The organism is Enterobacter sp. kpr-6 (assembly GCF_900116015.1).
Lineage (GTDB): Bacteria > Pseudomonadota > Gammaproteobacteria > Enterobacterales > Enterobacteriaceae > Enterobacter_D.
Genome location: NZ_FOYH01000006.1, coordinates 18,128 through 38,420, shown reverse-complemented (window position 1 = coordinate 38,420; position 20,293 = coordinate 18,128). Strand labels below are relative to the sequence as shown.

Genomic DNA, 20,293 nt, shown 5'->3' with positions numbered 1-20,293 from the left:
ATTTCCAAACGGGAAGGGAAAATCCGGTCGCTATCCTATACCAAAATGCGGCACTATTGACGGGTAAGATGCACTTTTTTTCATTGATTTTGCTTATACGGCAACGATTGCGTTGCGATATCTGCGGGAAGAAAACGTTAAACTTGCTTTGAACAGGAAATGGCATGTCTCAAATTGAAGCGGTATTTTTCGACTGTGACGGTACGCTGGTCGATAGCGAAGTGATTTGTTCCAGAGCGTATGTTCATATGTTCCAGGAATTTGGCATTACGCTCGATCTTGAAGAGATATTTAAGCGTTTTAAAGGCGTGAAGCTTTACGAGATCATCGACATCATTAATGCCGAACACGGCGTGGATCTGGCGAAAGCCGATCTGGAGCCGGTCTATCGCGCCGAGGTCGCACGCCTGTTCGACAGTGAACTTGAGGTTATTGCTGGCGCAAATGCGCTGCTGGATTCGATGACCGTGCCGATGTGCGTGGTGTCGAACGGCCCGGTGAGCAAGATGAACCATTCCCTGGGTAAGCTCGGGATGCTGCATCATTTCCCGGATTTGCTATTCAGCGGCTATGACATTCAGCGCTGGAAGCCCGATCCGGCACTGATGTTCCACGCGGCGAAAGCGATGGGTGTTGATCCGACAAAGTGCATTCTGGTGGATGATTCTTCCGCAGGGGCGCAGTCAGGGATTGATGCGGGGATGGAGGTGTTTTACTTCTGTGCCGATCCTCATAATAAGCCGATTGAACACCCGAAGGTGACGACGTTTACTGAGCTGGCGCAGTTGCCGGGGCTGTGGAAGGCGCGCGGGTGGGAGATTACCCGGTAATTTCACCCTCACCCTAACCCTCTCCCTGAGGGAGAGGGGACAGATCGAGCGCGGGTTTATGCTCATCACCGATCTTGCCCTTCCCCCTCTCCCCAGGGGAGAGGGTCGGGGTGAGGGGTGTTAACTCACTCTTTCGGGTCTTTCCCCGCCAGTAGCTTATCAAGCTCGTCGCCGCCCACGTGGCGGAAATCCTGGCCCTTCACGAAGTAGAAAATATACTCGCAAATGTTCTGGCAGCGGTCGCCGATACGCTCAATGGAGCGCGCGCAGAACAGGGCGGTCAGGACACTGGGAATGGTGCGCGGATCTTCCATCATGTAGGTCATCAGCTGACGCACAATGCCTTCGTATTCCTGATCCACTTTCTTGTCTTCACGGTAAATACGCACCGCTTCGTCAAGATCCATACGCGCAAACGCATCCAGCACGTCGTGCAGCATCTGCACGGTGTGGCGGCCCAGCGACTCGAGGCTTACCAGCAGCGGTTGATGCTGGTGGGAGAATTTCTCAAGCGCGGTGCGGCAAATTTTATCCGCTACGTCACCGATACGTTCCAGTTCGGCGATGGTTTTGATAATCGCCATCACCAGACGCAGATCGCTCGCCGTCGGCTGACGCTTGGCGATGATGCGCACACAGGCTTCGTCGATGGCGACTTCCATCATGTTCACCTGTTGATCGCCTTCCACCACGCGTTTTGCCAGTTCGCTATCCTGATTGTGCATAGCGGTGATGGCATCCGAAAGCTGTTGCTCCACCATGCCACCCATGGTCATAACCTGAGTGCGAATGCTTTCCAGCTCGGCGTTAAACTGGCCGGAAATGTGTTTATTAAGATTGAGATTGTCCATGGTGTACTCCCGAATCAACCGTAGCGGCCAGTAATATAGTCTTCAGTTTGTTTTTTCGCGGGCTTCGTAAACAGGTCGTCGGTGTTACTGAACTCTATTAACTCGCCGAGGTACATAAATGCCGTATGATCGGAGCAACGCGCTGCCTGCTGCATGTTGTGGGTCACGATTACCACGGTGTAATCCTGTTTTAACTCCGTGATCAGCTCTTCGATACGCCCGGTGGAGATGGGGTCCAGCGCTGAACAGGGTTCATCAAGCAGGAGCACTTCCGGGCGAATGGCGATGCCGCGCGCGATACAAAGACGCTGCTGCTGACCACCGGAGAGAGAGTACCCACTCTGATGTAATTTATCTTTGGTTTCATTCCAGAGTGCGGCCTTGGTCAATGCCCACTGCACACGCTCGTCCATATCGGCGCGGGAGAGCTTTTCAAACAGGCGCACACCAAACGCGATGTTGTCATAGATGGACATCGGGAACGGCGTCGGTTTCTGGAACACCATGCCCACTTTGGCACGCAGCAGGGCGATGTCCTGGGTATTGGTCAGAATGTTGTCGCCATCAAGCAGGATTTCACCTTCCGCGCGCTGCTCCGGGTAGAGCGAGTACATTTTGTTAAATGTACGCAGCAGGGTGGATTTGCCACAGCCTGACGGACCGATAAACGCCGTCACCTGGTTTTTTGCAATATCCAGGTTGATGTTTTTCAGGGCATGGAATTTCCCGTAATAGAAGTTCAGATCGCGAACCTGAATCTTACCGGATGCTGTATCAACCATACTCATTTTACTCTTTTCCTCATTCGGCGCGGCCCAGAGCCACGCCGCAAAATATTAACCGTGTTTCTTCTTCGCGAAGATCACGCGCGCCAGAATGTTCAGTAACAGTACGCACAGGGTGATGAGCAGAACGCCCGCCCAGGCCAGTTGCTGCCATTCCGCAAACGGGCTCATGGCAAATTTGAAAATCGTCACCGGCAGGTTAGCGATTGGCTGCATCATGTCCGTGCTCCAGAACTGGTTGGAGAGCGCGGTAAACAGCAGCGGTGCGGTTTCGCCCGCAATACGGGCGATCGCCAGCAGCACACCGGTCAGAATGCCGGAGATCGAGGCTTTTAAGGTGATCGCGGAAATCATTTTCCACTTCGGCGTACCCAGGGCGTAGGCCGCTTCACGCAGGCTGTCCGGCACCAGTTTGAGCATGTTCTCGGTGGTACGGATCACAATCGGCACCTGCAGCAGCGCCAGCGCGATCACGCCCGCCCAGCCGGAGAAGTGCTCCATTTGCGCGACAACGATGGTGTAAACGAACAGACCGACCACAATGGATGGCGCGGAGAGCAGGATGTCGTTGATGAAACGAATCACTTCCGCAAGCCAGGATTTACGCCCGTACTCTGCGAGGTAGATGCCCGCCATGATGCCCAGCGGCGTACCAAATATGGTCGCCCAGAGAATTAACAATCCGCTGCCCGCCAGGGCGTTCGCCAGACCGCCACCCGCCGTGTTTGGCGGCGGCGTCATTTCGGTGAACAGCGCCAGCGACATCCCGTCGATACCACGGGTGACGGTGGAGAACAGGATCCACACCAGCCAGAAAAGACCGAACGCCATGGTCGCCATGGAGAGGGTCAGAGCGATGCGGTTACGGTTGCGGCGGCGAGCCTGCATCTTACGGCGCGATTCAGCCAGCGCCGTGGTGTTTTGCATTTCCAGCGTAGCCATTAGCGCGCCCCCTCGTTTTTCGCCAGACGCATGATCATGACTTTAGAAATCGCCAGCACGATAAAGGTAATGACGAACAGGATCAGGCCCAGTTCCATCAGCGCGGCAACGTGCAGACCGGATTCCGCTTCCGCAAATTCGTTAGCCAGCGCCGAGGTGATGCTGTTGCCCGGCATGTAAAGCGAGGCGCTGTCGAGCTGGTAGGTGTTACCGATGATAAAGGTCACGGCCATGGTTTCACCCAGTGCGCGGCCCAGACCGAGCATCACGCCACCGATCACCCCGTTTTTGGTGAACGGCAGGACGATGCGCCAGATCACTTCCCAGGTGGTGCAGCCGATGCCGTACGCGGACTCTTTCATCATTACCGGCGTCTGCTCGAACACGTCGCGCATAACCGAGGCGATGTACGGAATGATCATGATGGCGAGGATGACGCCAGCCGCGAGAATACCGATACCAAAGGCCGGGCCGGAAAATAGCGCACCCACAAACGGGATGTTAGACAGCACGTTACCGACCGGCTCCTGGAAGTATTTCGCAAACAGCGGGGCGAAAATAAACAGCCCCCACATGCCGTAAACAATACTTGGAATGGCCGCCAGCAGTTCAATGGCGATCCCCAGCGGACGCTTAAGCCAGCCTGGTGCCAGTTCCGTCAGGAACAGTGCAATGCCGAAGCTCACCGGAACGGCGATCAGCAATGCGATAAATGAGGTGACGAGGGTGCCGTAAATCGGAACGAGCGCACCGTAAATATCGTTAGGCGCATCCCACTCTTTGCTCCACAGGAAGGAGAAGCCGAATTTCTGGATGCTTGGCCAGGAGGAGACAATCAGCGACAGGATAATGCCGCCCAGCAGCAATAGCACAATCAGCGCAGCCAGTTTTACCAGCGCGCTGAAGATCATGTCACCTTGTTTCCCCGGAGGGTTAAAAGCAGGCTTGGTTGCAGCCATATGTCACTCTTTTAGTTAAATACATTTTACGAAGTTGCCCGGTGGCGCTAACGCTGACCGGGCCTACAGGTTTAACTGTAGAGCGGGCTGCATTTATGCCACCCGCCATTTTCGTTAATTTCTGCTATTAGTACAGCGCTTTACCGCTGCTGTCTTTCACGTTGGTTTTCCATGCAGCACGAACCTGCTCAACCACGCTGTCCGGCAGGCTGGCGTAATCCAGATCGTTCGCCTGTTTAGCACCGTCTTTGTAAGCCCAGTCGAAGAATTTCAGCACTTCAGCGCTCTGCTCAGGCTTTTTGGATTCTTTGTGAACCAGGATGAAAGTGGTGGAGGTGATTGGCCATGCGTCGTCACCTTTCTGGTTGGTCAGGTCCTGAGCGAAGGATTTGCTCCAGTCCACGCCTTTAGCGGCGTTAGCGAAGCTGTCTTCGGTCGGGCTAACCGGTTTGCCGTCGGCAGAAACCAGTTTGGTGTAAGCCAGGTTGTTCTGCTTGGCGTAGGCGTATTCAACATAACCGATAGAACCCGGCAGACGCTGTACGAACGCGGCGATGCCGTCGTTGCCTTTACCGCCCAGACCGGTCGGCCAGTTTACGGTAGAGCCTGCGCCTACTTTAGATTTCCACTCTTCGTTCACTTTTGCCAGGTAGCTGGTGAACACGAAAGAGGTACCGGAACCGTCAGCACGACGAACCACAGCGATGTTCTGTGAAGGCAGTTTCAGGCCTGGGTTCAGTTTGGTGATGGCTTCGTCATCCCACTTCTTGATTTTGCCCAGGTAGATGTCGCCCAGAGTTTTACCATCCAGCACCAGCTCGCCAGATTTCAGACCTGGGATGTTGACTGCCAGCACCACGCCACCGATAACGGTCGGGAACTGGAACAGGCCTTCCTGAGCCAGTTTCTCATCAGACAGAGGAGCATCAGACGCGCCAAAATCGACGGTGTTAGCAATGATTTGCTTCACGCCGCCGGAGGAGCCGATACCCTGGTAGTTAACTTTGCTACCGGTTTCTTTCTGATAGGTATCTGCCCATTTGGCATACACTGGCGCCGGGAAAGTTGCACCCGCGCCGGTCAGGCTTGCGGCTGCGTTAGCAGCGAAAGCGCTCAGGGATAAGGTCGCGGCGACAACAGTGGCGACAGTGGTACGCATGGCTTTCATAATGTCTCCTGCAAGATTCGTAAATCATTGTTTAAGTGGCTACGAGAGCAAAATAGGACAAACAGGTGACAGTAAAATGTATGAAATATGACAGTTTTATGACAACCCCTGAGATCTCAGTGTCATCATAAATAATTATCTAAAAATCAAAAAGATATGAAGAGAATGAAGGAATTATTACGGGTATATTTTCTTTTTATTACAGGATAAAAAGTAGCTGAAGATGACAGTTTGTCATAAAGAAAGGCGTGAAAACGCCCCGACTTTGCAGACGGGGCGGTTGCAGGATTACTCGACAGTAACCGATTTTGCCAGGTTACGCGGCTGGTCAACGTCGGTGCCTTTGATCAGCGCGACGTGATACGCCAGCAGTTGCAGCGGTACGGTGTAGAAGATCGGAGCGATGACTTCTTCCACATGCGGCATCTCGATGATGTGCATGTTTTCGCTGCTGTTAAAACCGGCGTCCTGGTCAGCAAAGACGTACAGCTGGCCGCCACGGGCGCGCACTTCTTCGATGTTGGACTTCAGTTTTTCCAGCAGTTCGTTGTTCGGCGCAACGACGATCACCGGCATATCTGCATCAATCAGCGCCAGCGGGCCGTGTTTCAGCTCGCCTGCGGCGTACGCTTCCGCATGGATGTAAGAGATCTCTTTGAGCTTCAGCGCGCCTTCCAGTGCGATCGGGTACTGATCGCCACGGCCGAGGAACAGGGCGTGGTGCTTGTCGGAGAAATCTTCTGCCAGCGCTTCGATGCGTTTATCCTGGGAGAGCATTTGCTCGATGCGGCTCGGCAGCGCCTGTAAGCCGTGAACAATGTCGTGCTCAATGGACGCATCCAGCCCTTTCAGGCGGCTTAACTTCGCCACCAGCATCAGCAGCACGGTGAGCTGCGTGGTGAAGGCTTTGGTGGAAGCCACGCCGATTTCGGTGCCGGCGTTGGTCATCATCGCCAGATCGGATTCGCGCACCAGCGAGGAGCCCGGCACGTTACAAATCGCCAGCGAACCGAGATAGCCCAGCTCTTTCGACAGACGCAGCGCGGCGAGGGTATCCGCCGTTTCGCCCGACTGGGAGAGGGTGATCATCAGGCTGTTACGGCGCACGGCAGATTTGCGGTAGCGGAATTCAGAGGCGATTTCTACATCGCACGGTACGCCCGCCAGCGATTCAAACCAGTAGCGGGAAACCATACCGGAGTTGTACGAGGTGCCGCAGGCGACGATCTGAATATGCTCAACCTGGGAGAGCATGTCGTTGGCGTTCGCGCCCAGCTCGGTCAAATCCACCTCACCGTGGCTGATGCGCCCGGTCAGCGTGTTTTTGATCGCGTTCGGCTGCTCATAAATCTCTTTCTGCATGTAGTGGCGGTAAATGCCTTTATCACCCGCGTCATACTGCAAATTAGATTCGATGTCCGGGCGCTTCACTTCGCGGCCAGATTTGTCGAAGATGTTTACGCTGCGGCGGGTTACTTCCGCGATATCACCTTCTTCCAGGTAGATAAAGCGGCGGGTTACCGGCAGCAGAGCCAGTTGGTCGGAGGCGATGAAGTTCTCACCCATGCCAAGACCAATCACCAGCGGGCTGCCTGAACGGGCGGCCAGCAGGGTATCTGGATGGCGGGTATCCATGATCACCGTACCGTAGGCACCGCGAAGCTGCGGAATGGTACGCAGCACGGCATCACGCAGTGTGCCGCCCTGTTCCAGTTCCCAGTGCACCAGGTGAGCAATCACTTCGGTGTCAGTTTCAGAGGCAAAAACATAACCACGCGCCTGCAAGACTTCGCGCAGCGGTTCGTGGTTTTCGATAATCCCGTTATGCACCACCACAATGTGTTCAGACACATGCGGGTGCGCGTTTTCTTCGGAAGGTTCACCGTGAGTTGCCCAACGCGTATGCGCAATCCCCGTTCCGCCATGCAGAGGCTGTTCTTCTGCCGCCTGAGACAGCATCTGAACTTTACCCAGACGACGCAGACGGGTCATGTGCCCTTCTTTGTCGACCACGGCCAGACCCGCAGAGTCATAACCACGATATTCCAGACGACGTAAACCTTCGAGAAGGATTTCAGCAATATCACGCTGCGCGACTGCGCCAACAATTCCACACATAGTTTCATTTCCTGATAATGGCATTTTGCCATGCGTTGTCGCTGACCTGTTTTACCCTTTACGGGTGCCCCGAGCCTTGTAGAGAGTGGGGTTATTTTTTTATTTACTGCTTTTGGGCGGGGGCAATCATTGTCGTTGCCCCTCACCCCGGCCCTCTCCCGCAGGGAGAGGGAGAAAAACCACCCCGCACCCTATCCAGGGTGAGGGGTGAATCTGTTACTTCTTCTTAACCGGACGTACCCAGGACTGCTTATGAACCTGCGGGACGCGGCTTAATACCAGTTCGTTATCTGCAACGTCGCGGGTCACTGTCGTACCCGCGGCAATCGTTGCACCATGACCGACGCTGACGGGCGCAACCAGTTGGCTATCAGAACCCACAAACACATCGTCACCAATAATGGTTTTGTGTTTATTAGCCCCGTCGTAATTACAGGTAATGGTCCCGGCACCAATATTTACGTTGTCGCCAATCTCCGCATCGCCCAGGTAGGTCAGATGACCGGCCTTTGAGCCTTTGCCGAGACGCGCTTTTTTCATTTCAACGAAATTGCCGACGTGCGCACCGTCCAGCAATTGTGCGCCGGGGCGCAGACGCGCAAACGGGCCGATAGTACAGGCCGTTGCCAGCTCAGCGTCTTCTACCACGCTGTAAGGGCTTATCTCACAATCATCGCCAATGACGCTGTTTTTGATCACGCAGCCCGCGCCGATCTTCACGCGGTTGCCCAGCGTCACCGTGCCTTCAAGGATAACGTTAGTATCAATTTCCACATCCCGCCCGTGCGTCAGGGAACCACGCAGGTCAAAACGCGCGGGATCGCGCAGCATAACGCCCGCCAGCAGCAGTTTTTCTGCCTGCTCGGACTGGTAGACGCGCTCAAGACGGGAGAGTTGCAGGCGGTTATTCACGCCTTCCACTTCGCTCAGGCGTGCCGGGTGCACAGCAGCAATTTCGTGGCCTTCGTTATAGGCCATGGCAATAACGTCAGTGATGTAATATTCACCCTGCGCATTGTTGTTGCTCAGTTTGCTGAGCCAGCGTTTTAAGTCCGCACCGTTTGCGATGAGAATGCCGGTATTGATCTCCTGAATCTCTCGCTGCGCATCAGTCGCATCTTTATGCTCCACGATGCCGGTAACAACGCCGTTATCACGGGTGATGCGGCCATAGCCCGTCGGATCGTCAAGTTTCACGGTCAGTAAACCAATGCCGCCCTGCGGTTTGGCATCACGCAGACGTTGCAGCGTGTCGACGGAAATCAACGGCACATCGCCGTACAGCATCAGAATGTCTTCATCGTCGGCGAAAGCGGGAGCGGCTTGCTGCATTGCATGGCCGGTGCCTAATTGCTCTGCCTGTAATACCCAGTTCAGGTTGTCGTTATGCAGCGTTTCTTTCAGCAGATCGCCACCGTGACCGTAAACCAGATGCACACGGCTGGCACCCAATTGATTAGCCGCATCAATGACATGCTGCACCATCGCTTTCCCGGCAAGGGTGTGCAGCACTTTGGGGAGATCGGAATACATGCGGGTTCCTTTACCAGCGGCAAGGATCACCACGCTCATAGCACTGTTCAACATACGCATCCTGACTGTAATTTGAGTGAGAAGTCTTACTTTTTCGCATTGAAAATACTACATTTTTTTCGCCGTGAAATGTAAGTACGCTAAATAATACGCAACAGGGAATAAACCTGCCTTAACCGCGGCATTTTTATACATCAACCCTATTTTTGTCTGCATAAAAGTGCTGCCCCTCAGTCATAAAAAATTTATCCCGATGTTTTTGCTATTTTTTTGCCGCATAAATAAAGATGAGCCAAATAAAAACACTGTTTTAATTACCTCGTAGTGTGATGAGTAAAAAAGAAACAGCATTTCATTTTGATGATAATAGCCAAAACATCAATCTGGAGAATATGATGAACCCTAAAATCCCTCTGGCCCTCACGCTCTGCGGAGCCGTTATTTCACTGCCTGCGCTGGCGCAGGATACCCATGTCTGGAAAGCCATCGCCTTCGGGCAGTCCGTGGACATGAACTTTTCCTCTAACGTTCTGCCTGAAAAAATCGGCGTCAACGATGTCACTATTGATGGCAAGAAACTGACGCCCACTTCCCAGGCTGATTTATCCCAACCAATAATCATCGAAAGTCGCGGCGGCAAAATAGCGAATTCGCATGATGGGCTGACGTTCTTCTATACCGAACTGCCTGGAAGCGAAAACTTTGTTTTGCAGGCAACGGTGACGGTCGATCAGTTTGGCCCGGAGAATGGCGCGAAGCCCGCCGCGCAGGAAGGCGCGGGATTACTGGTGCGCGACGTGATTGGCCTTCCCCGCCAGCAACCGTTGAAAGAGGGGTATGAGGAATTTCCGGCGGCATCCAATATGGTGATGAACGTCATCATGACTCAGGATAAAAAAGATGCCCATCGGGTCAAATTACAGGCCATTGCGCGGGAAGGGATTACGCAGCCATGGGGTAACGCCGGTTCATCGATTACCCGGCAGAGTTATAAAGAAGAAGTTGATCTGAATGCCACCCCGACATTTCGCCTGAAACTTCAGCGCACCAATGACGGCTTTATAACGGCCTGGGCCCCAGCCGGAAGCGATCAGTGGGTGACGCAGGCGGTGCCCCATGCCGATCTCATTTCCGTTCAGGATAAAGAAAAATACTACGTCGGCTTCTTTGCTTCCCGGAATGCCAAAATTACGGTCAGTGAGGCCTCGCTAACTACCGGACCCGCACATACTGTCGCCTCCGGCCCCTATGTCGCAAAAGGCTGGCCGGTAGTGATGCAGATTGCATCAGGTCAGAAAAGCGTGGCGGAGCGTTATACGCTGCAAACGCGGGCGAATTACGACGGCCATTTCAGCGTTCGTCAAAACGAAGTGGTGATCGGTAATGAAAAACCGGTTAAAGCGGGGGAGATGTTTACCCTGACCACGACGTTGCAGGATAAAAATGATTTCAGCATCACGTTTACGCCCACCAGCGGGAAAGACAAAACGCCAGTACAGCAATCGCTTCAGGTGGAGCGGATCGCCGGCGTGACGGGGAGCGAACTCTATACCTCCCCGGCAGGTAAAGCCGATGCCGCAGGCACGGTAGACGCCCCTGTGGATTTAGCGACGGCGGTTGATCGGGTACAGCCGGGCGGAAAAATTATCCTTGCCGCAGGCGATTACCCAAATACGACGATCCCCCTGAGCGCCAGTGGACTGAAAGATCGGCCCAAGACGCTACAGGCGAACGGTAAGGCGGTGATCCACGGCATGTTGCTGGATGCGCATTACTGGAATATTGAAGGTATCCATATCACTGATAAAAGCCTGCGCGTGCAGGGCAGTCATAATCTGATCGAAAACGTGGTGGCTTATAAGAACGATGATACAGGCATTCAGATCTCCTCCCCGGACAAAATTGGTCGTCCGCTTTGGGCCAGCTACAACCGGGTGGTGAACGCTGAATCATTCAGTAATGAAGATCCCGGCAAAATCAATGCGGATGGCTTTGCGGTGAAGATGCGCGTCGGGGAGGGCAACCGGCTGGAAGGCTGCTATTCCCACGATAATATTGATGACGGCTATGACCTCTTTAATAAGATTGAGGATGGGGCGAATGGGGCGGTGACGATCGTGAATTCCATCGCCCGCAATAACACCAGCAATGGTTTCAAACTCGGCGGGGAAGGGCAGCCAGTCGCGCATGAAGTGCGCAACAGCATTGCGGTCGGTAATCATCTTGATGGTTTTACCGATAACTTTAACCCTGGCAAGTTGCAGGTCGCCAATAACGTCGCCGTAGACAATCAGCGCTTTAATTATATTTTCCGCCCCAGCCCTTACGGGAGTGCAGAAACGCAGGGGGTGTTTACCGGAAATCTGTCGCTACGCAGCCAGCCGGGAAAATATGACGATGCCGTGGTGGGCAACATTGATGACACCAATGTTTTTATTCGCGACGGTAAGAGTGTGACCCAAACGGGCAGGGAAGTGAAAAAGGAGGAGTACAGGACGCTGGCATTGCCTCAGCCACTGCTGCGCAACACGGACGGCAGCTTTAATCTGGGTGATTTTTTAAAGAAACCCTGAAAAAACAAAGGTCGCCTCAGGGCGACCTAAAATTCTTATCTGCTCACGCCACCCGCTGTTGTCGTTTTGATGGGCGGTACAACGTGGAGCCAGACTGTTTATTACAGCGTAAACGTACCAAAAGAAACGTTCATGTTGTTGAAGAAAGCGATGATTTTGTTAATCAGTTTCATGATGTTTTCCCGGTCAGTGGATTAATTTGTGTGACTCAGCTCACAAAAAGAAGTCTACTCCTCAAATTTTAACCGATCAACATTTTTGTGAAGCTAATCACAAAAAATTAAAAACAGCATTTCATTATCTGACTCTGTTTATCACGGGCATAAAAAAAGCCAGCCTGGAAACCCAGACTGGCTTAGCCTTTCAAGCAGGTACTTACATCGCTTTTTTGGTCAACTCGATAACGCGCAGTTTCGCGATCGCTTTGGCCAGTTCCGCTGATGCCTGTGCGTAATCCACGTCACCGTGTGAGCTCTTAATGTGCTCTTCGGCTTTACGCTTCGACTCCAGGGCTCGCGCTTCGTCGAGATCCTGGCCGCGAATAGCGGTATCAGCCAGAACGGTCACGCTACCAGGCTGTACTTCAAGTACGCCACCTGACAGATAGATAAACTCTTCATGACCGAACTGTTTTACGATGCGGATCATACCAGGCTTAATGGCGGTGAGCAGCGGCGCGTGACCAGGGAAAATACCCAGTTCACCTTCACTACCCGTTACCTGGATTTTTTCGACAGTACCAGAGAACATTTGTTGCTCTGCGCTGACGACGTCCAGGTGGTATGTCATTGCCATATCACCCTCCGATTAAGGCGTTAAAGTTTTTTGGCTTTTTCCACGGCTTCTTCGATGGAACCCACCATGTAGAACGCCTGCTCTGGCAGGTGATCGTATTCGCCTTCCATAATGCCTTTAAAGCCACGGATGGTGTCTTTCAGGGAGACGTATTTGCCCGGAGAACCGGTAAATACTTCTGCCACGAAGAACGGCTGGGACAGGAAGCGCTGGATCTTACGAGCGCGAGCTACCACCAGTTTGTCTTCTTCTGACAATTCATCCATACCCAGGATGGCGATGATGTCTTTCAGTTCCTGGTAACGTTGCAGCAGGGACTGTACGCCACGCGCGGTGTCGTAGTGTTCCTGACCAACCACCAGCGGATCCAGCTGACGGCTGGTGGAGTCCAGCGGGTCAACGGCCGGGTAGATACCCAGAGACGCGATCTGACGGCTCAGTACCACGGTTGCATCTAAGTGAGCAAAGGTGGTGGCTGGTGACGGGTCAGTCAAGTCATCCGCAGGTACGTATACCGCCTGAACGGAGGTGATAGAACCGGTTTTGGTGGAGGTGATACGTTCCTGCAGAACGCCCATCTCTTCCGCCAGCGTCGGCTGGTAACCTACCGCTGAAGGCATACGACCCAGCAGTGCAGATACTTCTGTACCGGCCAGGGTGTAACGATAGATGTTATCAACGAACAGCAGAACGTCACGACCTTCGTCACGGAACTTCTCAGCCATGGTCAGGCCGGTCAGTGCAACGCGCAGACGGTTTCCCGGCGGCTCGTTCATCTGGCCGTAAACCAGGGATACTTTGTCCAGAACGTTGGAGTCGGTCATTTCGTGGTAGAAGTCGTTACCCTCACGAGTACGCTCACCCACGCCTGCAAACACGGAGTAACCGGAGTGCTCGATCGCGATGTTACGGATCAGCTCCATCATGTTTACGGTTTTACCTACACCCGCACCACCGAACAGACCAACTTTACCGCCCTTAGCGAACGGACACATCAGGTCGATAACTTTGATGCCGGTTTCCAGCAGTTCCTGAGAGCTGGACAGCTCTTCGTAGGACGGTGCTGCGCGGTGGATAGCCCAACGCTCTTCTTCACCGATGTCGCCTTTCATGTCGATCGGCTGACCCAGCACGTTCATGATACGACCCAGTGTTGCTTTACCTACCGGGACTTCGATCGGGTGCTCAAGGTCTTTTACTTCCAGACCACGACGCAGACCGTCAGAAGAACCCATGGCGATAGTACGCACGATACCACCACCGAGCTGCTGCTGAGCTTCCAGCACCAGACTCTCGTTACCATTCTGAACCTCAAGAGCATCGTACACGCGCGGTACGGCATCCTGAGGGAACTCGACGTCAACCACGGCGCCGATTACCTGGACAATTTTTCCAGTAGCCATCTTGAATCCTCTACGAATTAACCTGGTTATACCGCGGATGCACCACCGACGATTTCGGTGAGTTCCTGAGTAATGCTGGCCTGACGAGCTTTGTTGTATACCAACTGCAGCTCTTTAATCAGGCTGCCGCCATTGTCGGTAGCGGCTTTCATCGCCACCATACGTGCGGCCTGCTCGCTGGCCAGGTTTTCTACCACGCCCTGATAAACCTGAGACTCAACGTAACGACGCAGCAGGGTGTCCAGCAGCGGTTTCGGATCGGGTTCATACAGGTAATCCCAGGCTTTCTGTTTCAGCTCATCATCTTCTGATGCCGGTAACGGCAGCAACTGGGTGAGCGTCGGGGCCTGTGACATGGTGTTAATAAATTTGTTGCTGACAATGTACAGCTTGTCCAGACGGCCTTCATCATAGGCCTGCAACATCACTTTAACCGGGCCGATCAGTTCGGACAGGGACGGGTTATCACCCATACCGGTCACCTGGGCAACAATATTGCCACCCACGGAATTAAAGAAAGACACGCCCTTTGAGCCGATCATTGCGAGGTCGCACTGAACGCCTTTATCGGACCAGACTTTCATATCCGCCAGCAGTTTTTTGAACAGGTTAATGTTCAAACCACCGCACAGACCACGGTCGGTCGACACCACCAGGTAGCCCACGCGTTTAACGTCGCGTTCTTCCAGGTAAGGGTGCTTATATTCCAGATTACCGTTTGCAAGGTGACCAATCACTTTGCGCATGGTCTCTGCATAAGGACGGCTGGCTGCCATTCTGTCCTGCGATTTACGCATTTTGGAAGCGGCGACCATCTCCATCGCTTTAGTGATCTTTTGCGTGTTCTGGACGCTTGCGATCTTACTACGTATCTCTTTTGCGCCGGCCATGAGCTTCTCCTCAATGCCTTGCGGTCTGCCCTAAGACAGACCGCCAGACGTTACCAGGACTGGGTTGCTTTGAAGGAATCGAGGATGCCTTTCAGCTTGCCTTCGATTTCGTCGTTATAGCCACCGGACTGGTTGATCTCTTGCATCAGCGGAGCGTGGTCACGGTCAACGTAAGCCAGCAGAGCGGCTTCGAAGCTACCGATTTTCGCCAGTTCCACATCTTCGAGGTAACCGCGTTCAGCCGCGAACAGTACCAGGCCCTGTTGTGCAACAGACATTGGGGCATACTGTTTCTGTTTCAGCAGCTCGGTCACTTTCTGACCATGGCTCAACTGCTTACGGGTTGCTTCGTCCAGATCGGATGCGAACTGAGAGAACGCAGCCAGTTCACGATACTGTGCCAGCGCGGTACGAATACCACCGGACAGTTTCTTGATGATCTTGGTCTGAGCAGCACCACCAACACGGGATACGGAGATACCCGGGTTAACTGCCGGACGAATACCGGAGTTAAACAGGTTGGTTTCCAGGAAGATCTGACCATCGGTAATAGAAATTACGTTGGTCGGAACGAACGCAGAAACGTCACCCGCCTGGGTTTCGATGATCGGCAGTGCGGTCAGGGAGCCGGTTTTACCTTTTACTTCACCTTTGGTGAAGTTCTCAACGTATTCCGCGTTAACGCGGGATGCGCGCTCCAGCAGACGGGAGTGGAGGTAGAACACGTCGCCCGGGAATGCTTCACGTCCTGGCGGACGGCGCAGCAGCAGGGAAACCTGACGGTAAGCAACAGCCTGTTTAGACAGGTCATCATAAACAATCAGTGCATCTTCACCGCGATCGCGGAAGTATTCGCCCATTGCGCAACCGGCATACGGTGCCAGGTATTGCAGTGCAGCAGATTCAGACGCGGTTGCGACCACAACGATGGTGTTGGACAGCGCATTGTGCTCTTCCAGCTTACGCACCACGTTAGAAATGGTGGACGCTTTCTGGCCGATAGCCACGTACACACATTTGATACCGGAATCACGCTGGTTGATGATCGCATCGATTGCCATCGCGGTTTTACCGGTCTGACGGTCACCGATGATCAGCTCACGCTGGCCACGGCCGATTGGGATCATGGCATCAACGGATTTATAACCGGTCTGCACCGGCTGATCGACGGACTGACGATCGATTACGCCCGGTGCGATAACTTCGATAGGCGAGAAGCCATCGTTATCAACCGGACCTTTACCGTCGATTGGCGCACCCAGGGTGTTCACCACGCGACCCAGCAGGCCACGGCCTACCGGAACTTCAAGAATACGGCCAGTACACTTCACCTTCATCCCTTCGGCGAGGTCAGCATACGGACCCATCACAACTGCACCTACGGAGTCGCGCTCCAGGTTCAGTGCGATAGCGTAACGGTTACCCGGCAGGGAAATCATCTCACCCTGCATACAATCGGCCAGGCCGTGGATGCGGATAACACCGTCGCTTACAGAAACAATTGTACCTTCGTTATGAGCTTCGCTCACAACACTGAACTGAGCAATGCGCTGCTTGATCAGTTCGCTGATTTCGGTGGAATTCAGTTGCATGCTCCAGTCCCCTTAAGACTGCAAGACGTCTGCGAGGCGCTCAAGACGGCCGCGTACGCTGCCATCAATGACCATATCACCCGCACGGATGATTACGCCTGCCATTACAGACTTATCGATATTGCAATTCAGCTTAACTTTGCGTGACAGACGTTTTTCCATCGCGGCAGTGATCTTCGAAAGCTGCTCTTCACTCAGTTCAGTCGCAGAGGTTACTTCAACTTCAGCGGTAGCTTCACTAAGGGCACGTAAGTGCTCAAACTGCTCAAGAACATCGGGGAGCACCTTCAGGCGGCCATTTTCCGCCATCACCCGAATCAGGTTCTGGCCATTGGCATCCAGTTGCTCACCACAAATGGCGATGAACGACTCGGCGAGGGTTTCTGGCGCTAACGCACCTGAAAGCATCTCAGCCATGTGTTCGTTTTTCGTTACCTCAGCGGCAAACGCCAGCATATCCTGCCAGCGATCAACACCCTGGTGTTCGACAGCAAAGTCAAAAGCTGCTTTGGCGTAGGGGCGAGCTACCGTAACAAATTCAGACATCAGCCCCTCCCTCCTTACAGTTCAGCGACAAGTTTGTCCACGATGTCGCTGTTAGCAGCTTCATCCACGGAACGTTCGATGATCTTCTCGGCGCCAGCAACAGCCAGGATAGCAACTTGCTTACGCAATTCCTCGCGAGCACGTTTACGCTCAGCGTCAATTTCCGCCTGAGCCTGCGCCACGATTTTGGTACGTTCCTGTTCTGCTTCGGTTTTCGCTTCGTCCAGAATCTGAGAGCGACGTTTGTTCGCCTGCTCAATGATTACCTGGGCTTCCGCTTTCGCCTTTTTCAGCTGGTCGGTCGCGCTGGCCTTTGCAAGGTCAAGATCCTTATGTGCTCGTTCTGCAGAAGCGAGACCGTCAGCAATTTCTTTTTGACGCTTCTCGATGGCAGCCATCAACGGCGGCCATACATACTTCATGCAGAACAGAACAAACAGGACAAACGCGATGGCCTGGCCGAGGATTGTTGCGTTAAGATTCACAGCACAATGCCTCTTATCTGGTTAACGTTCTAAATATTGCTTAATCAAGCAACGCTTACTACGCGACAGCAAACATCACGTACAGACCCAGACCTACAGCGATCATCGGGATTGCATCCACCAGACCCATAACGATAAAGAACTGAGTACGCAGCAGAGGAATCAGATCCGGTTGACGCGCTGCGCCTTCCAGGAATTTGCCCCCGAGGATGCCGATACCGATCGCAGCACCGATTGCCGCCAGACCCATCATCACAGCGGCAGCCATGTACAGCAGATCCATATTCAGGTTTTCCATGACAGTCTCCAGTTTGTTTCAGTTAAAACGTAGTAGTGTTGGTAAAATCAATGCTCTTCAGATGCCATCGACAGATAAACAATCGTCAGAACCATGAAAATGAAGGCTTGCAGCGTAATGATCAGGATGTGGAAAATGGCCCATGGCACATTCAGAATCCACTGTGACCACCACGGCAGAAGACCTGCAATCAGAATGAAGATCAACTCACCGGCATACATGTTGCCGAACAGTCGCAGACCGAGTGATACCGGTTTAGACAGCAGGCTTACCCCTTCAAGGATTAAGTTGACAGGAATAAATGCCCAGTGGTTGAACGGCTGCAGCGTCAGCTCTTTCGTGAAGCCGCCAATGCCTTTCATTTTGATGCTGTAGAACAGAATCAGGATAAATACGCCCAGCGCCATCGACAGGGTGATGTTCACGTCAGCAGACGGAACCACACGCAGTGCCGGCAGGCCAAACACGTGCTCGCCGATGTACGGCAGCAGGTCGATAGGCAGCAAATCCATCAGGTTCATCAGGAATACCCAGACGAAAATCGTCAGGGCCAGCGGAGCAATCAGCTTGCTCTTGCCGTGATACATGTCTTTCACGCTGCCATGGACAAAGCCAATGACCAGCTCGATTGCCGTCTGGAATTTTCCAGGGACGCCGCTGGTTGCTTTCTTCGCCACGCTACGGAACATGACCAGGAACAACAGACCCAGAAGCACCGAGAAAAACATGGAGTCGATGTTAAGCGTCCAGAAAGTGGCTGGGGGGTTATGCGGATCCACCAGCGAAAGTGTACGCAGGTCAATCTGAAGGTTGTTCAGATGGTGGCCTATGTACTCCTGCGGTGTTGAGATTTCTCCTGCAGACATGATGCCTCTTACCCTTTGTTGTTAATTACAGCAGGTGCCAGTATCTGTACAACCAGCACCGAAACCCACGTCACGATCAGCGGCAAGAAAACCGCCTTTAAAACCGCCAGCGCCACCACCAGGAGGGTAAAGGTCGCCAACACCTTAAACACTTCACCGAAGGCGAAGGACCAGGCCATGCGGCCTTTAGCAGGTGTATGCGCCTGATGACGCCAGGCAAAAATCATAAACAACATATTTGGCAGTAAGACTGCCACACCTCCGCATAAAGCGGAAATGCCCCAGAAGGGGTCTTTGAGGCTAAATAGCAATCCACTTGCTACTACCGCCAGGAACTGAATGAACAGAAGCTTACGAGCAACGTTTCTACTCAAGAGCGACAAAGACATCACGTTTTCACTCCTGCTACCTTTGAGGTATGTCGCGTGTCGTATAAAACGTTCTTTAAGGCTCAGAGTCAAGCATCAAAAAGCGGTCAAATTATACGGTGCGCCCCCGTGATTTCAAACAATAAGTAGCGAAAAGGTGAATAAATGTTTAAATATTTTTCTGAGTCGCTATTTTTCCACTTTTCAGCAAAGTGTGAACAATCGAACAAAATGGCGCATATCGCGAAATCACTGATGCTAAAGCGTGCATCAGATCACAATTTGTACATTTACCTTTAGTACTGAATATGCCGCACCGAAAATTCTGGTAGTGCATCTTAATGATATATAAGCGTATATTCTTTACCGTTTTCAAAAAATCGCGATATACATCAAAAACCTTTCATTGACATTCTTAATAAATATTTAACATCTCTGTCAGGTAATATTGCTGATTTTTAGCAGCCTGATATTTTCCCCATTGACTATTTTAAGGGTTAACAAAAAAAGCTACGTTAACGAATAGAAAAATACCAGTAAAAGCAGGGTTAAATTAGTTCCCGGATAGCCTGTTTCTTTGCGCCGTTTTTTAACACATTCACCACAGCGCAAATTAAACATTTTTTGATAAAAATTAACTATTATTTGGTTTAATTACCACCAGGTGACGTTCGCCATCAAGCTGGGGAACCGCTAATTTAACCACTGATTCGACCGTCAAACCCGCAGGCAGCGCGGCGATTTCATCATCGGGCACTTGCCCTTTCAGCGCATAAAACCGTCCCTGCTCACCTGGCAGATGATGACACCAGCTCACCATATCGTTAAGCGAGGCAAAAGCGCGGCTCACGACGCCATCAAATGGCGGCTCAGCCGGGAAATCCTCAACGCGGCTCTGCACCGGGGTAATGTTTTCAAGTTTCAGTTCATGTTGAACCTGACGCAGGAAGCGTATGCGCTTACCCAGGCTGTCCAGCAGCGTGAAATGCGCTTCAGGCAGCACGATAGCCAGCGGTACGCCCGGCAGTCCAGGGCCGGTGCCGACATCAATGAACCGCGAACCGGTCAGATGCGGCGCAACGACGATACTGTCAAGAATATGGCGAATCAGCATCTCGTTCGGATCGCGTACGGAAGTCAGGTTATACGCTTTGTTCCATTTGTGGAGCATATCGACATAGGCCACCAGTTGTTGTTTCTGGTGATCGGTGAGCGAAATGCCTGCTTCATTCAGCAGACGAGAAAGTTTGTTGAGCACGGTGAATACCTGTTTTGATTTGCCGGATAAGCG

General features: G+C 52.8%; 19 protein-coding genes. 2 read left to right on the top strand and 17 right to left on the bottom strand.

Annotated elements, in window-relative coordinates; translation table 11 throughout:
- Positions 1-164 precede the first annotated feature (164 nt).
- Positions 165-830, top strand: coding sequence for a 6-phosphogluconate phosphatase (gene yieH / locus BM373_RS14745; protein WP_090462735.1), 666 nt, complete (start codon positions 165-167; stop codon positions 828-830).
- Between the two features lie 125 nt (positions 831-955).
- On the opposite strand, the gene phoU is transcribed toward yieH, so the two are convergent.
- The 7 genes from phoU to glmU form a co-directional block, all read right to left on the bottom strand.
- Positions 956-1,681 carry a phosphate signaling complex protein PhoU gene (phoU, locus tag BM373_RS14740; RefSeq protein WP_090462731.1) on the bottom strand — a complete coding sequence of 242 codons (726 nt, stop codon included), beginning with the start codon at positions 1,679-1,681 and terminating at the stop codon, positions 956-958.
- A gap of 14 nt (positions 1,682-1,695) precedes the next feature.
- Positions 1,696-2,469: a phosphate ABC transporter ATP-binding protein PstB gene (gene pstB, locus BM373_RS14735; protein WP_090462728.1), complete on the bottom strand. Its 774-nt coding sequence runs from the start codon at positions 2,467-2,469 to the stop codon at positions 1,696-1,698.
- Between the two features lie 48 nt (positions 2,470-2,517).
- Positions 2,518-3,408 carry a phosphate ABC transporter permease PstA gene (pstA, locus tag BM373_RS14730; RefSeq protein WP_090462725.1) on the bottom strand — a complete coding sequence of 297 codons (891 nt, stop codon included), beginning with the start codon at positions 3,406-3,408 and terminating at the stop codon, positions 2,518-2,520.
- Entirely contained in the window at positions 3,408-4,367 is a 960-nt protein-coding gene (gene pstC / locus BM373_RS14725; protein ID WP_090462722.1) for a phosphate ABC transporter permease PstC, read from the bottom strand. Before pstC ends, pstA begins: the two co-directional genes overlap by 1 nt.
- Positions 4,368-4,494: 127 nt before the next feature.
- Positions 4,495-5,535 (bottom strand): phosphate ABC transporter substrate-binding protein PstS, encoded by a 1,041-nt coding sequence (pstS, locus tag BM373_RS14720; RefSeq protein WP_090462719.1) that lies wholly within the window; start codon positions 5,533-5,535, stop codon positions 4,495-4,497.
- Between the two features lie 288 nt (positions 5,536-5,823).
- A complete protein-coding gene (gene glmS / locus BM373_RS14715; protein ID WP_090462716.1) occupies positions 5,824-7,653 on the bottom strand; it encodes a glutamine--fructose-6-phosphate transaminase (isomerizing) in 1,830 nt (609 codons plus the stop codon).
- 216 nt (positions 7,654-7,869) lie between these two features.
- Positions 7,870-9,240, bottom strand: coding sequence for a bifunctional UDP-N-acetylglucosamine diphosphorylase/glucosamine-1-phosphate N-acetyltransferase GlmU (gene glmU, locus BM373_RS14710; protein ID WP_090462713.1), 1,371 nt, complete (start codon positions 9,238-9,240; stop codon positions 7,870-7,872).
- A 341-nt stretch (positions 9,241-9,581) separates the two neighbouring features.
- Here glmU and BM373_RS14705 point away from each other — a divergent pair, with 341 nt between their 5' ends.
- Entirely contained in the window at positions 9,582-11,759 is a 2,178-nt protein-coding gene (locus tag BM373_RS14705) for a right-handed parallel beta-helix repeat-containing protein (protein ID WP_090463245.1), read from the top strand.
- A 375-nt stretch (positions 11,760-12,134) separates the two neighbouring features.
- On the opposite strand, the gene BM373_RS14700 is transcribed toward BM373_RS14705, so the two are convergent.
- From BM373_RS14700 to rsmG, 10 genes are all read right to left on the bottom strand, one after another.
- Positions 12,135-12,554: a F0F1 ATP synthase subunit epsilon gene (locus tag BM373_RS14700; RefSeq protein ID WP_090462707.1), complete on the bottom strand. Its 420-nt coding sequence runs from the start codon at positions 12,552-12,554 to the stop codon at positions 12,135-12,137.
- A gap of 20 nt (positions 12,555-12,574) precedes the next feature.
- Entirely contained in the window at positions 12,575-13,957 is a 1,383-nt protein-coding gene (atpD, locus tag BM373_RS14695) for a F0F1 ATP synthase subunit beta (RefSeq protein WP_090462704.1), read from the bottom strand.
- A 26-nt stretch (positions 13,958-13,983) separates the two neighbouring features.
- Positions 13,984-14,847 (bottom strand): F0F1 ATP synthase subunit gamma, encoded by an 864-nt coding sequence (gene atpG, locus BM373_RS14690; RefSeq protein WP_090462701.1) that lies wholly within the window; start codon positions 14,845-14,847, stop codon positions 13,984-13,986.
- A 50-nt stretch (positions 14,848-14,897) separates the two neighbouring features.
- Complete coding sequence (gene atpA / locus BM373_RS14685; RefSeq protein ID WP_090462698.1) at positions 14,898-16,439, bottom strand: F0F1 ATP synthase subunit alpha; 1,542 nt, start codon at positions 16,437-16,439, stop codon at positions 14,898-14,900.
- Positions 16,440-16,451: 12 nt separating this feature from the next.
- Positions 16,452-16,985 (bottom strand): F0F1 ATP synthase subunit delta, encoded by a 534-nt coding sequence (gene atpH, locus BM373_RS14680; protein ID WP_090462695.1) that lies wholly within the window; start codon positions 16,983-16,985, stop codon positions 16,452-16,454.
- Positions 16,986-16,999: 14 nt separating this feature from the next.
- On the bottom strand, positions 17,000-17,470 hold the full coding sequence (gene atpF / locus BM373_RS14675; RefSeq protein WP_090462692.1) for a F0F1 ATP synthase subunit B: 471 nt from the start codon (positions 17,468-17,470) through the stop codon (positions 17,000-17,002).
- 58 nt (positions 17,471-17,528) lie between these two features.
- Complete coding sequence (gene atpE / locus BM373_RS14670; RefSeq protein ID WP_000429386.1) at positions 17,529-17,768, bottom strand: F0F1 ATP synthase subunit C; 240 nt, start codon at positions 17,766-17,768, stop codon at positions 17,529-17,531.
- Between the two features lie 47 nt (positions 17,769-17,815).
- A complete protein-coding gene (gene atpB / locus BM373_RS14665) occupies positions 17,816-18,634 on the bottom strand; it encodes a F0F1 ATP synthase subunit A (RefSeq protein WP_090462689.1) in 819 nt (272 codons plus the stop codon).
- An 8-nt stretch (positions 18,635-18,642) separates the two neighbouring features.
- A complete protein-coding gene (gene atpI / locus BM373_RS14660; protein WP_090462687.1) occupies positions 18,643-19,023 on the bottom strand; it encodes a F0F1 ATP synthase subunit I in 381 nt (126 codons plus the stop codon).
- A 613-nt stretch (positions 19,024-19,636) separates the two neighbouring features.
- The gene (gene rsmG, locus BM373_RS14655; RefSeq protein ID WP_090462685.1) at positions 19,637-20,260 is read right to left on the bottom strand and encodes a 16S rRNA (guanine(527)-N(7))-methyltransferase RsmG; all 624 of its coding nucleotides are present in this window, start codon (positions 20,258-20,260) and stop codon (positions 19,637-19,639) included.
- Between the last annotated feature and the right edge of the window lie 33 nt (positions 20,261-20,293).

Bases quoted from the DNA above. Each gene is read 5' to 3' on its own strand.
- phoU (WP_090462731.1), bottom strand. From the start codon at position 1,681: ATGGACAATCTCAATCTTAATAAACACATTTCCGGCCAGTTTAACGCC.
- glmU (WP_090462713.1), bottom strand. From the start codon at position 9,240: ATGTTGAACAGTGCTATGAGCGTGGTGATCCTTGCCGCTGGTAAAGGA.
- yieH (WP_090462735.1), top strand. From the start codon at position 165: ATGTCTCAAATTGAAGCGGTATTTTTCGACTGTGACGGTACGCTGGTC.
- pstB (WP_090462728.1), bottom strand. From the start codon at position 2,469: ATGAGTATGGTTGATACAGCATCCGGTAAGATTCAGGTTCGCGATCTG.
- pstC (WP_090462722.1), bottom strand. From the start codon at position 4,367: ATGGCTGCAACCAAGCCTGCTTTTAACCCTCCGGGGAAACAAGGTGAC.
- atpI (WP_090462687.1), bottom strand. From the start codon at position 19,023: ATGTCTTTGTCGCTCTTGAGTAGAAACGTTGCTCGTAAGCTTCTGTTC.
- pstS (WP_090462719.1), bottom strand. From the start codon at position 5,535: ATGAAAGCCATGCGTACCACTGTCGCCACTGTTGTCGCCGCGACCTTA.
- atpE (WP_000429386.1), bottom strand. From the start codon at position 17,768: ATGGAAAACCTGAATATGGATCTGCTGTACATGGCTGCCGCTGTGATG.
- atpB (WP_090462689.1), bottom strand. From the start codon at position 18,634: ATGTCTGCAGGAGAAATCTCAACACCGCAGGAGTACATAGGCCACCAT.
- glmS (WP_090462716.1), bottom strand. From the start codon at position 7,653: ATGTGTGGAATTGTTGGCGCAGTCGCGCAGCGTGATATTGCTGAAATC.
- atpD (WP_090462704.1), bottom strand. From the start codon at position 13,957: ATGGCTACTGGAAAAATTGTCCAGGTAATCGGCGCCGTGGTTGACGTC.
- atpH (WP_090462695.1), bottom strand. From the start codon at position 16,985: ATGTCTGAATTTGTTACGGTAGCTCGCCCCTACGCCAAAGCAGCTTTT.
- pstA (WP_090462725.1), bottom strand. From the start codon at position 3,408: ATGGCTACGCTGGAAATGCAAAACACCACGGCGCTGGCTGAATCGCGC.
- BM373_RS14705 (WP_090463245.1), top strand. From the start codon at position 9,582: ATGAACCCTAAAATCCCTCTGGCCCTCACGCTCTGCGGAGCCGTTATT.
- atpA (WP_090462698.1), bottom strand. From the start codon at position 16,439: ATGCAACTGAATTCCACCGAAATCAGCGAACTGATCAAGCAGCGCATT.
- atpG (WP_090462701.1), bottom strand. From the start codon at position 14,847: ATGGCCGGCGCAAAAGAGATACGTAGTAAGATCGCAAGCGTCCAGAAC.
- BM373_RS14700 (WP_090462707.1), bottom strand. From the start codon at position 12,554: ATGGCAATGACATACCACCTGGACGTCGTCAGCGCAGAGCAACAAATG.